Below are 12,100 nucleotides of genomic sequence, written 5' to 3'. Positions count from 1 at the left end.
TGCACACCAACACTTATGCCTGATCCCTTTTCCGCGTCACCGTCGGCAGGTTGGAAGCCTAGCCCACGAGATCAATTGACGAAGCCGGGATAGCGGGTTTGCAGTTCTTGGCGGGCTTCGGCGGCGCGTTCGGTTCGGCCGACTTTGGGCCACAATTCGACCAGTCGGCTGAGCGCGGTGGCGTGAGCGTCGGGCTGGCCGGAGAACATCAGATGCGTGTGCAGATAGGCCAGGATGGCACCTTCGATATCGCCGGCGGCTTCGTAGCTGGCGCCTTGGGCGTTGTAGATTTTGGCGGACATTTCGATGTCGGTGGGATTGAGTTCGGTGATCAACGTGTCGGCCAACTCCAGCCCTTCTTTGGCTTTGCCGCCTTTGGCCAGCGCGACGGCTTGCCCCGCCTTGGCGAGTGTTTTCAATCGCAACGCGCTGGTCGAATTGACTTCAACCGATGCGACGTCCGAAAACGCTTTCTCCGCTCCCGGAATGTCGTCTTGCTCCAACAGCGTGAGGCCGATCAGGTAACGCGATTGGATTTTCGATTCCGTCGACGGTGCTTGGGCCAAGGCGCCATAGAACTGCAGTGCCTTGGCGTGTTGTTTTTGCGCCAGCGCGAGATCGCCCAGCAGTTTTGCGACCGAATAAAAGTGATACGAATCACGATTGCTGCCGGCGAAACTGAGTCCTTCTGCGGTCGCGGCTTTGCGATCGCCTTGTCCGGCCAACGCCAACTTGGCGCGCGAGAGGAACCGATAATACGCGGCGTCAACTTTGATCAATTCTCGCGAGATCGTGTTGAAATCGAGCGCCTTCAATTCGTCGAGCGCCTGTTCGTATTGCCCGTCGATGGCAAATTCACGGGCGCGTGCCAACGGAGGCGGATCGCCTTGAAAAGCGACTTTGCGAATCTCGTCTTCGGTAAAGTTTTTCGTGCTCGATCCGACCTTCAACTGGATGCCGTTCTTGGTCACCGTCGTGATGGTACCGCTGGACGCGGTCCCGGAGTCATAGGTGTAGACGCGATCGAGTTGAGCCTGGGCATCCTCGATCATGAGACCGAAGCTGAACACGGCGGCAATAGCTGAAAGGCAGAGTAGGCGAGGGTGGGTCATGAATCGTGTTATCGTGGGACGCAAAGGTTGAACGGGTGGTTGTGGTAGCGGTCGGCGTTGAAGATTAGTTTCCATTGGGTTGTGGCTTGGCGATCCCGACCGGATTTTGGCCGACCGAACGCTGGGCCTCCTTCATCAGTGCGTCGTATTCGGCACGTCGTTTGGGGCCGCCAAGGTCAGGGAACAACGTGGCCGCCTCTCGAATCACCTTGATCGCTTTCTTGATGTCATCGTCTCGCTTGCCGGCTTTTCCCATCAGGTACAAGCAGAGGGCGACGTGGTAGCGAGACTCAAAAAATTTCTCCTTAAAGTTCTCATTGCGATTGATCATCTTGCTGGTTTTGCTGCTGATTTCCGCCCAACCCCAGATGACGTTTTTCTTGTCCTTGCCCGGCCGAGCGCCTTCTAATGCGGCCCGGTAGGCTTTGTAGGCGATGTTGGGCGGCAGGGTGCCGGCCCAGGATTCGTAGGCCTGGGCGGCTTCGACCTGGGCTTCCAACATCAGCGGTTTTTGTTGCAACAATTTGTCAAACGTGTCGATCGAGTCCTTGTACTCGCCCAGCAACCGCTGAGAGAGTCCCAACAGATAGGCGGTCGTCGGATTGTCTTGATCGGGCAGCGATTTGAAGGTCTCGACGGCTTGCGCCAACAAGTCTGCGGCTTGGCCGGTCGCCTTGACCTGTCCTTGCTCCATCGATGCTTCGCCCATCGACATCAGCGTCTGGCCGACCCACCGCAGGGTCGCGTTGTCGTTGGTCGCGTCGGAGATGCGTTGCAGCATCACGCGGAACGCTTCGATCAACTTGACCTTTCGGGCCGGCGTGGCGGTGTCGAGTTGTTCTTTCAGATCATTGGCCAAACGCATGTAGGTCTGCGTCAGTCTGGTTTGCGACTCCTCTCCCTGGTACGCCTTGCGGAGTTTTTCCATCGTGGCGGTCATCCGGTCCAGATAGGTGTCCGGTGTGTCGGAGGCCAACATTTGGCCGACCAGGGCTTTCAGTTCGGTGCTGTACAACTCACCGGCAAAGGCTTCCGACTGCTTGCCGAGTTTGGTGATCCATTCCAGCGGACCATACTTCGGATGATCAAGGACCTGGAGGGCGGCGGCGCTGTCCTGTTGCATCAGATGGATCTTGGCCAGCACGGTGGCGGCTTGCATGCCCTCGACTTCAATCAGATTGCCTTCGATCTCGTCCAACCCGGATTGCAGATTGCGTTTGGCGCGGTCCATCAACATTTCGGACTTGGCGTCATCGTTCTCTTGAGTCCTCGCAACGATCGATTGGTTCCACAACAGTTGGCCCAGCAAACGTTTAAAGGAAGCCCGTTCACTGCCGGCGGCCATGTCGTCGATCAGCTGCTGGGCGCCGTCGAAGTCGTCTTTCTTGAGCAACAATCGGATCTGCAATCCTTGGGCGGCGGCGGCATTGGGATCATCCGGCCAGGTTTTGGCCAAGAACTTTCCGAGTGATTCCAGCTGAAGGATCAATCCTTCGTTGGCATCATCGGGGACTTCGGCCAACAGCAACTGCATGCTGGTCAGCGCCATCAAGCCCCCCTTGAGTCCCAGGTCGGTGCCGGGGGCATGGCGCGCCAAAAAGTTACCGACCACAACGGTCTCACGGAGCCGCTTGGACTGGTACAGGAAGTATGCCAAGATCTGGCGAGCCTGGTTGAGCGATTCGATGTTGGTTTCCGGCGTCGCCAACGCCAAACCACCGCGCAAGACTTGGACGCCGATTCGATACGATTCGTCGATCTGCTTTTGAATGTCTTCGATCTGTTGCTTCAGTTCAGGCGTTTGCTCCTGGGCTTGGATGACCTTGAGCGCGTCTTCCAAATCGCTGGTCACATTCAAGACCTGCGTCGCCTTTTCCATCGCGTCGTCAAAACTGGAGGGGGGCTCGGCGGTGGGCAGCGCCTCGGCTTCCTGCTCGATCCCCAAGTCGGCCAACATCGCTTTGGCCTGTTCGACGTGCGGGCCGGGGACCTTGCTGGCGGCGCGCAGCAGATCGCGGCCTTCGGATTTGGCGCGGCCGATTTCACCCTTCTTCAAACTGTCGTCGGCCGCCTTGGCGAGATAGGCCTTGGCCAATTGGATGCGAAATTCCTGCACCACCGGCAGGGACTCCTCGTTCGGGCGAATCTCCTTGACCCAGTTTGCGGTGCGGTCGATCGCTTCTTGGTACGCCGGCGGGTCGGCGGCCAGCTTGAGCCGAATCACGCCGGCGGCGGACATGAACTTGGCTTCGCGGAGTTGGTCGACGGCAGGTTCTTCGAGCATCCGCAAATAATTGTCCAACGCCACATCGGACTTGCCGAGCAATTCGTTCAGATCGCCGAGATGGGACAGCGCGATCGCGCCGGGGGAGTAGCTGGCATACTTCTGGTTGAGTTCCTCAAAGCGTTTGACGGCGTCTTCGAGTTGCGTCTTGCCTTCTTTGGCGGGATCGGCAAATGTCTTTGCGGCGAGCTTGATGGCATCAGCGGCGTTGAGCTGGGATTGCAGGAATTCGAATCGGTATTGATCGCGGAGCGCGGCCGCGTCGGGGTCCTTCTCGGGATCGATTTTCTGGCCCCGCATCGACTCCAGTTTTCCCCTCAGGTCACTGACAATGCCGTCGAACGTTTTCGCGGCCGCCAAATACGATTGGCGGGCTTGCTGCTTTTCGGTTTCGACGGGTTCGCCGGCCAGCAATTGTGCCGCCCGAATCATTTGCAGCTTGCCCAACTGCAGCCGCGCTTCGCTTTGACGCGGGTGGCTTTCGCGCCCCAGAAACTCCTGCAGCGAAGCTTCGGCATCGGCGAACGCCTTGTCCCGGTCGTCGGGGTTGCGCGAGTTGAGTGCCGTCTCGATGTAAGTCTGCGCTCTCTCGAGCGGGATCGCGGCGACGAATGAGGGATCAACCCCCGGCATCTTTCCCGCTCGATCCAGATAGCTGATCGCGGTATCAAAGTAGCCGGCGTTGCGAAGTTGCTTGACGAAGGCTTCGGCCGGTTCACCCTCGGCACGGACGTCTTGCGACACCGCCGACGCAAACAGCACGCAAGAGGCCATGGCCAAGAGGCGGCGAACTGGATCCGATGGCCCATGGAAACACGACTTCGGCCGCCTGTGGCGCATGAGATTCGTCATACCGCGATTCGTCGAAAAGTGATCAGATTGAAGAAAGAGGTTAATCTAGCGTAAAGTCGTCCCTGCAGTCATTCAAGCGCACGCCCCCCTTCGGTCCGACGAGTCATGCGAATCCCATCGCAATTTAACGATTCCAGCCTTTATCGCCCCAGGCGAGGGGAGAAAAATGCGAAAAAGCGGACGTCGGTGCCCGGCGCGGCAGACAGCCGACGCCGCCTGATTCGGCTGGGCGTGGTATTGCTGTTGGTGATCGTGGTGATGCGTGAGGCCCGCCGGCCGGGACTTTACCAGACCTTTTTTGACGCCCCTGAAGAAACCTGGGTCGAAATCGAACCGGCAACCACGCCCGCGTTGGCCTTGGCCGAGCAGGTCGATGCATCGAGTGATGCCCCTGCGAATCGACCAGCCAATCGACCAGCCACTCGTTCGGCTCGCGTTGCCTCGCCCCCATCCGCCGCGGCGACGTCACTTGCCGCCACTTGGGACGCCGCCCCGCGGTGGGTCGACGCGATGGAACTGCCGTTGCAACGGGCCTGGATTCAATCGTTGATCCAGTTGCAATCGGTCGGCACGCAATCGGTCGGCACGCAATCGGTTGACGATCGAAAACCAGTGGAGTGGGTCGGATTGTCGGTCGAACAACTCGATGCGTCGGCCGAACAGTTGATGGCTCAGTCACCACCGGGCAGTGATGCACCGGGCAGTGATGCAACCGTCGGTGATTCGAACGTTGAAGTCCTGGCGGGGTTGCAGACACTGCGCGCGTGCGCCGCCAGCGGCGGATGTGCCTCGGGATCATGGAACCAGATTTCGCCCTGGGCTTCGCCGCTGCTCGATGCGCTCGAGACCGCGGCATTCCAGCGTGTCAACGACGGAACGTTTTGGACCAGCGCCGACAGCGATGCGTTTTACTTGGGGCTGGCTCGCGCGGACCAGCTTGCCGCCGATCAAGGCGTCACGACGGGCACGTTGCCGCTGCTGCAACAACCCGAGGTCTATCGCGGGCAGACGGTTCGACTGGTCGGTCGGCTGCAACTGGCCGAAAAGAAAACCGCTCAAACCAATCGTGTCGCCGTCGAAAGTTATTGGAAACTGTGGATCATACCTGCCGACGGCGGCATTCGCCCGACGATCCTGATGACCCGACAACTGCCCAAGACCATCGCGGACTGTTTGACCTCGGACGGATCATGGGACCGAGCCTCCCATCCCGCCAACCCGGACGGGCAGATCGCCGCGGTCGGTCGGTTCATCAAACGGCTGCCCTATCGTTCATCGATCGGCGCCGACTTGGCGCCGGTGGTGATCGGTCGTCTCGTCGGAGCCAAGGGTGTCGCAACGACGACGGATGGGCAAGCGGCGAAGAACGCTGACGGCGGCCCGGATGCGGATGCCGATCACGTCGCGGGGATCACGGGAATTTTATTCGCGGTTCTCGCCGGCATCGCGCTGGCCGGATGGCTGATGTACCGCAGCGCCTTGGATGCCAAGCGAACTCGAAACTTACGACAACAAGCAGGCGACGATGTCAAACTCGACCTCGTCGCTCTCACCGACCACGACTCCGAAAAGCAAGGACCGCCATCATGAGATTCGTTAGTGTTGGTGTGCAGGCTTTAGCCGCCAACGGTCGCTGCGATGCAGCGACCGGGAATCGCCTCAAGGCTGGACAGCAACGATTGCCGAACCAGCAGCCCCGTCGGACGGTGCCACTGGTGGCGAGTTCTGCTGTTTACTTGATGTTCGTTTTTTCGGCGTTGTGCTTCAGCGGGCGGGCGTCAGCACAATCCGCCATCGATCTGCTCAGCGGTTTTGATGCCCGGCGGATCGAAGGCTGTTATCCGGTCAGCGATTCCGACGTGGCCGGTGAAATGTCGCGACTGTTGTTTCGATTGCGCAAAGCCGATGAGAACGCGTTGGAGTCGCGATCGGTCGGTTCGCTCACCGACGCCGCCATCGCGGCACGCCTGACGACCGGCGACTCGGTCGAGGTCGAAGGCACGATCGCCGCAATTCGCCAATACAACGTCCCCGAATCGTTGATCGAGTTCTTGGAGTTGGAAACGTTTCAAGAGTTGGTCCTGACGCTGCCGGATTCCGAAGATTCGATTGCGGTTTTTGCGCCATCGTTGGTCGGCAAGGTTTCGGCAGGCGACCGGGTCAAAGCGAACGCGGTTGTGATCGATGCTTCGAGTGCCGAACAAGTCTTTGCGGCCGGACGCGTGGCGTGGTTCCCCGCGATGGCTGAAAACGTCGGATGGAAACTGTTGGCCCGTCAGGGCGTCGACTTGAGCCGCATCGCCGAAGCGGCGTCCAGGAATCGCCGATCGCTCGAAGCGGCCGACGGAGACGCGTTTTACTCGATGCTCGCGGCCGCCAAAAACCTGAGCACCGAACCCTTTGATCCGAACGTCGCCCTGACTCCCCTGAAAGTGAAACCGGTGGAGTTGTTGCAAAGCCCTCAGGATTATCACGGACAGTGGATCCGGATGAACGCTTCGACGGTCCGGATCACACGCATCAGCGTGTCCGATCCGGCGCGGCGGGCGCAACTGGGCCAAGACCACTATTACCAGGTCGATGCCAGCGGCGATCTGGGTAACACGATCATCCAGTTGGCCCGCAGCGAAGACGATCCCGGCGAGCCGATTCGGATGAGTGGCACCTATCCGGTCTCGCTGGTCGCCAGCGAGTTGCCCGATTTCCTCAGTGCGGAGCGGAACGACCCGAAGGCGGTCGTCACGATGCTCAGCCACCCCGTCGCGATCGAAGGTTTCTTTTATCGCTTGTGGAGCTACAAGAACGAATTCATGACCCGCGAGGGCGGCGGCAAACAGGTCGGGCCGCTGATCGTCGTTTCGCAATGGCGATCCATGGCCCCGCCGACGAACGAGGATGGCGGGGTTCGGGTGATCGGATACGCGTTGGCGATCGGAATCGCGGTGGCCATCCTTGCGACGATCTGGTGGACCCGACGCAACGCCAAAGAGGACGCCGAGGTTCGCAAGCGTGCCAGTCAAACCACGACGATCGATCTGTAACGCATCAATCAACGTACGAAAGATCAGTTGTAAACCGATCCCACTTGCGACAGCTGACATTTTGTTCCGCTCGTTGCTTGGCAGCGGTGCGTGTCAGTCGTCCTTTAGGTCGACAATCTCCACGGTGTTGTCTGAAAAAACTGTCACCAGAATGTCTTGTCGCACATTGGTTCCGTACCTCCGGTAGTGCCTCGACCCGCCGTCCTGCATCAACACTTCCATTGCAGATTCGTAGTCCCAAAATCGCGACGTGAAATCGCTGCCGATCGAGAGCAATCGTTTGCCGCCTTGCTGCACGATCACTCGTTCGACCACACCGACATGCCCGCGATACTCTCGGATGGTTTCGCCCGTCGCGGGATCGATCGCCACGATGCACCCGACGACTCCGTACCCGATCAGAACGTCTTCGGTCGGATGTGCAACCACGGCACGAACATCGCGATCGACGGGGATTTTCCGAACTGCGTTCCCGCCCAGATCCCAGAATCGAATCCAGTGATTTTCACACGTCACAATCTGATTCACTTTGGGATAGAAACTCGATCCGGCAAAACTCTTTTCATTGATGCGCCACCGTTGATTCATCCGTCCGCTTGAATCGAACAGTCCAACCGTGCTGTCTCGGAATGCAACCAGGAACCGGCCATCGGGTAAATCGCCCACAATGCCTTTCGGCGCCGCGGGCAACTCAATCGTTTCGCAATGGTCGGTTTGGACATTCCAAACGCGTAGTCGGTGATCCGAAAAGATGGCAACCACTTTATTTCGCTCCTGCGAATAAAACAATGCCGACACCGAAGCCTCGCTTTTGTGCAACGTCTTTTCGATTTCGATGGAATCGGTGCGACGCAATTCGATGACGCCCGACTGAAAGCCCAACACCAGATATTTTGCGTCAGATCCCACATCTAGACACGTGATGGGGGTTGGGGTTTTAAACAGTTGCCGAGCTGGTCTGGCGTTGTAGAGCCCGAGCGATCCGTCGTACCCGCCGGTCAGAAATCGATCACGCGTCGTCAGATAAGACAGACAACCCACGGGACCGGAATGTCCGGCTAAGTGGGCGGACCGTTGCGGATGTTCAGGATCCGTCAGATCCAGGTATTGCAGTAGCCCCCCGTCACACGTGCTGCCCAGTAATTCATCGCCGGCGAACCGAATCGATTTGACTCCGTTTTTGGTTGCGGTCAACCGCTCGGCTACACCGAATTGTTGGCCGTCCCACGTGCGTCGAAGAATGTCGGAGTTGGACATTCCGTAAACCACGCAGGAATCATCCGGTGAGAAGCGGACGTCACGGATTGTGGATCGTTTTCCGACGCGGACCGTAACCGGGGGCTGATGCACGCCGTCGGTGTCCGGTGATGTCCGCCAGATCCTGAGATTCCTTTCATGGTCCGCGATGACCAGGTATTGGCCGTCGGATGAAAAATCGGCGCGGGTGGTTTGGGGCGACTGCAGCAACAGTCGAGGCTTGGTATTCGCCGAGCGATTGTTGAGATCAAACAATCGCACGGCTGTTCCCACGGTCGCCAACCACCGCTGGTCATCCGAAATCGCAACGCGGTAGACAAGATCAGATCCGCAATCCAGCACTTGCGTCAGTGTTTGTTTGTTGACATCCCACATCAACACCATCCCGCCGCACGTCCCGATTGCAAGCGTGGTGCCATCGGGTGTGTAGGCGACACACGAAATCAACGGCTGTGGGTTTCGCCCCCAGGTCATCGAGGCGACGCGCTGATGATCGGATTGGTCGGCATGTTCATCCCAGTGCGAACGAACCTGGGGAGCGGAGTTTCGAAGCGTTGCGGAATCAAGTGCTCCGATCCCGTGCAGCGTGTCCGCGTCGGCATCGTAGAATTTGATCATCTGGTATTTCCGCGAAAGCGTCGCGACTTGGTTTTGGCTCGACACCGCCATATCGTCAATCCGATCATGAAACACCTTCACTTGGTCCAACAGAGCATCGGGGTGCGTTTTCTTCCACAGCAACATCGTAGACGTGTGGGAGACCCGGATGTTTCAATCGGGAAAGCGTTTGATGTTCCAGCAGGAATCGCTCAAGTCTGTCGGTCCCCCTGGCCGCCCGCTTGGCAACTTTGATGGCGACGGTACGCCGAATCGGATGTTGCTGCACCGCGCGGTAAACCACTCCATTGCCGCCCTGTCCAATCACAGACTGCAAACGGTAGGGACCAAGCTCCGTTCCCGCTTCGTACAACGTAACTGTGTCGCAGCAGATGACCTTTGGGATGTCAAACTCTTCGCCGCCAGGCGTCGAGCCGGATTGGACGTCGAGCGTTTGCGCTGCATCGTCCCAGGGGACAAGCGAAAGATTGCCAACCGATTCCGAATGCGATTCCAACAACATCGAGCACGAAGGGCAACGATTGCAATGTTCTTCCAATTCTTTGGCGCGATCGGAACAGAGTTTTCCCGATAGGAACTGAATCCATTCCTCCGGTGTCGGGTGATCGTTTGACGGTGGCATCGACGTTCCCCTCTCTCGCGTGTCGCATGTGCGACGTCCTTTTTAGGTCGTCGCGGAGAGTCCTACCGACGACGGCCCGGAAGGGCCATCGTACCCGTAAACGCGGTCGCGTTGAGGCGACGGCCCGGAAGGGCCGTCGTACATGTAGCGAGACACTAACGAGCTACCACGGGGACTGGATCGATCAATCCTCGACGAACAACGTGGCTGCCGATTCTCGCAATCGACAGAGCACTCGAGAGCGTCCCGCAATGACCGCCGCCTTGGTGATTCCCAGCCGATCGGCGACGTCTGCAGGCGATCTCCCTTCGAGCGCCGTCATGCGAAACGCGTCGATCGTCGACGAGGAAAAATCCGTCACGACGAATTCCAGTAACCTTGTCAGCAAATAGCGATCATGTTCGATGTCAAATTGTCGATGGATTTCGTGATCAGACGACGCCAGCGACGCGGCTAACCATTCCAAGTCCACACCGGATTGATCGCGTCGCCGCCGACGATACCGCCGCAATTGATTCACGGTGATCATCCTCAGCCAGCAACGGAATGCACCGACCGAACCGTTGTGACGAAAATTCGAGATCTCGTGCAGTACCGTGCACATCACTTCTTGCCGAATGTCCTCGGCGTCCGATTCGGGCAGCCGCTGGTGCGTCAACCAACGTTGGATAAATGGTTCATAGAACTCGAAAAACTGATGCCACGATCGTGTTTGATTCCCCGCTTGCAGCCGGTGAACCATTGATACCGAAGTCGTTTCCGACATAGGACGTGCCCGCTTGCGACTGAATCCACACTCGACCGAGTGGCGAAAGGGACTATCATAGGCCCACCCGGTCGAGCGGTCAATTTTTTAAAGCTTGGCGATGTCTCGGTCATGGCAGATCGGCAGCAAAATCTTTGTCTATTTGCGTGTCCAGTGACGGGCTTTCCAGGGCAGCGTTTTTCCATTGATTCGAATCGAACCGGTCGCTTCCACCGAATCGGGACCCGTTTGCGTGATCGTCAGCAGCAAATCCTGCGTGTCGTCTTTCCCGGTGTAATGGCCATACAGTTTGTATTGGTCATCGCGAGTCTGGACCATGGTCGCTATGCCCATGACACCATCGTTGTCCAATTCGTATCCGCGAACGCTCTGCGTGGGGTGATGGACTGAATAGACGGACACTCCGGGATACGAGCCGCCTGTGCGTCGCAGGTTCAAAACCTTTTCGCCGGGCAACCAGGTGTAAATGTGCTCTGCGACCGAATCGTCTTCTTTGTTGACCCAAGTCCCGCCGACAAACAGGTCGCCAAATGACTGCAAGGCTCGCATCGATTGGTCAAGAGAGACGTGGGTGTTGGTGACGGAGAAAGGTAGCTTGCCTGGTGCTGCATCACCGAAGAAGGCGAACCCACCGTCGTGAAATTTTAGCTCGATCCCCACACCATTGATTGGACTGTCGGCATCGAATTGAAGATCCGCATGCCCGGACCAACGGTCGTCATCAAGTTTTTCAAAATGCAAGATCGCGGTACCCTGGGGCGTCGCCCAAACTTCGACGATCGCACCGGTCTGCGGATCCCAGTGGCTCATTCCGTGGAGCACATGATGCCCTTCGCGACTGTTAAAAATTAATCCGGTCTCGGCGTCGTTCCATTGCGCCTGGTACAAGCCTTCAAACGTCTTTCCGTCTCGCGTCCCACGTGTCGTCCAGGTGCCGACCTGTTTCGCCATCTTCGCTTTCACATCGTCGGGCAACGTCGCGCTGGCGGTTTCGGGGCGATTCGTCTTGGCGGTATTTTTTTGCCGAATGAATGTGAACACCCGATCCGGCTGTTTTTGTCCGTCGAGCACCGTCTGGTAGTTTGTCCAAACGATCTTGTCGGGCGAGTACTCCGATCGCAACTTCGTGGTGCGCCGTGTGCCGTCGGGCAGAGTACTCTCGCTCGATCCCTCGGCTTTGTCTTTCGAGATCAGGGTATAGGTCGCTTGGCCGATGCCATTTTTATCGCTGACGAAGTTGTCGATCAGTTGATTCGAACCGGCGTTCCAACCGTGCAGATAGTTTCCCGAGACTTTTCCCTTGGGCCCCACTTCACGGAAATGGCTCAGCAGTGCCGCACCGTTTTCACTGCGCCGAACACTCCACACGCCGTTGTAGGTCTTGCCGTTTTCCTGGTAGCTGTACTCCCACGTTCCGGTCAAAAACTGAAAGTGCTTGTCGATTTTATCCGGCAGCGATCCGCCCTGGCCAGGCTGCTGACCGGAGGCTGAGAGAGAGAGAGAGCCGACGAACAGGAGGAGGAATACGATGCGTTGAATGGTCATGGA

8 protein-coding genes are annotated in these 12,100 nt (G+C 58.1%); 2 read left to right on the top strand and 6 right to left on the bottom strand.

Going from position 1 to position 12,100, the window contains the following annotated elements; translation table 11 throughout:
• Window positions 1-71 precede the first annotated feature (71 nt).
• Window positions 72-1,112, bottom strand: coding sequence for a hypothetical protein (locus NZK35_RS18820; protein ID WP_259634068.1), 1,041 nt, complete (start codon window positions 1,110-1,112; stop codon window positions 72-74).
• Between the two features lie 64 nt (window positions 1,113-1,176).
• Complete coding sequence (locus tag NZK35_RS18815) at window positions 1,177-4,170, bottom strand: tetratricopeptide repeat protein (protein ID WP_259634067.1); 2,994 nt, start codon at window positions 4,168-4,170, stop codon at window positions 1,177-1,179.
• Between the two features lie 183 nt (window positions 4,171-4,353).
• On the opposite strand from NZK35_RS18815, the gene NZK35_RS18810 reads away from it, so the two are divergent.
• Both NZK35_RS18810 and NZK35_RS18805 read left to right on the top strand, forming a co-directional pair.
• Window positions 4,354-5,838, top strand: coding sequence for a hypothetical protein (locus NZK35_RS18810; RefSeq protein WP_259634066.1), 1,485 nt, complete (start codon window positions 4,354-4,356; stop codon window positions 5,836-5,838).
• Window positions 5,835-7,289 carry a hypothetical protein gene (locus NZK35_RS18805; protein WP_259634065.1) on the top strand — a complete coding sequence of 485 codons (1,455 nt, stop codon included), beginning with the start codon at window positions 5,835-5,837 and terminating at the stop codon, window positions 7,287-7,289. The genes NZK35_RS18810 and NZK35_RS18805 overlap by 4 nt, the downstream gene beginning before the upstream one ends.
• A gap of 93 nt (window positions 7,290-7,382) precedes the next feature.
• Here NZK35_RS18805 and NZK35_RS18800 read toward each other — a convergent pair whose 3' ends face one another.
• The 4 genes from NZK35_RS18800 to NZK35_RS18785 form a co-directional block, all read right to left on the bottom strand.
• A complete protein-coding gene (locus NZK35_RS18800; protein ID WP_259634064.1) occupies window positions 7,383-9,290 on the bottom strand; it encodes a WD40 repeat domain-containing protein in 1,908 nt (635 codons plus the stop codon).
• Window positions 9,229-9,786 carry a protein kinase gene (locus tag NZK35_RS18795; RefSeq protein WP_259634063.1) on the bottom strand — a complete coding sequence of 186 codons (558 nt, stop codon included), beginning with the start codon at window positions 9,784-9,786 and terminating at the stop codon, window positions 9,229-9,231. Before NZK35_RS18795 ends, NZK35_RS18800 begins: the two co-directional genes overlap by 62 nt.
• A gap of 184 nt (window positions 9,787-9,970) precedes the next feature.
• Complete coding sequence (locus tag NZK35_RS18790) at window positions 9,971-10,552, bottom strand: sigma-70 family RNA polymerase sigma factor (protein WP_259634062.1); 582 nt, start codon at window positions 10,550-10,552, stop codon at window positions 9,971-9,973.
• A gap of 138 nt (window positions 10,553-10,690) precedes the next feature.
• Window positions 10,691-12,097: a hypothetical protein gene (locus NZK35_RS18785; RefSeq protein ID WP_259634061.1), complete on the bottom strand. Its 1,407-nt coding sequence runs from the start codon at window positions 12,095-12,097 to the stop codon at window positions 10,691-10,693.
• Window positions 12,098-12,100 lie beyond the last annotated feature (3 nt).

Origin of the sequence: Stieleria sedimenti, from assembly GCF_025060895.1 — a bacterium.
GTDB classification, from domain to species: Bacteria; Planctomycetota; Planctomycetia; order Pirellulales; family Pirellulaceae; genus Stieleria; species Stieleria sedimenti.
Note: the sequence above shows the minus strand (reverse complement) of the source record. Positions and strands in the feature narration are given on the sequence as shown.

What these genes read in the sequence shown, in the direction of transcription:
- NZK35_RS18805 (WP_259634065.1), top strand. Translation starts at nt 5,835, where the DNA reads ATGAGATTCGTTAGTGTTGGTGTGCAGGCTTTAGCCGCCAACGGTCGC.
- NZK35_RS18810 (WP_259634066.1), top strand. Translation starts at nt 4,354, where the DNA reads ATGCGAATCCCATCGCAATTTAACGATTCCAGCCTTTATCGCCCCAGG.
- NZK35_RS18815 (WP_259634067.1), bottom strand. Translation starts at nt 4,170, where the DNA reads ATGGCCTCTTGCGTGCTGTTTGCGTCGGCGGTGTCGCAAGACGTCCGT.
- NZK35_RS18790 (WP_259634062.1), bottom strand. Translation starts at nt 10,552, where the DNA reads ATGTCGGAAACGACTTCGGTATCAATGGTTCACCGGCTGCAAGCGGGG.
- NZK35_RS18785 (WP_259634061.1), bottom strand. Translation starts at nt 12,097, where the DNA reads ATGACCATTCAACGCATCGTATTCCTCCTCCTGTTCGTCGGCTCTCTC.
- NZK35_RS18800 (WP_259634064.1), bottom strand. Translation starts at nt 9,290, where the DNA reads ATGTTGCTGTGGAAGAAAACGCACCCCGATGCTCTGTTGGACCAAGTG.
- NZK35_RS18820 (WP_259634068.1), bottom strand. Translation starts at nt 1,112, where the DNA reads ATGACCCACCCTCGCCTACTCTGCCTTTCAGCTATTGCCGCCGTGTTC.
- NZK35_RS18795 (WP_259634063.1), bottom strand. Translation starts at nt 9,786, where the DNA reads ATGCCACCGTCAAACGATCACCCGACACCGGAGGAATGGATTCAGTTC.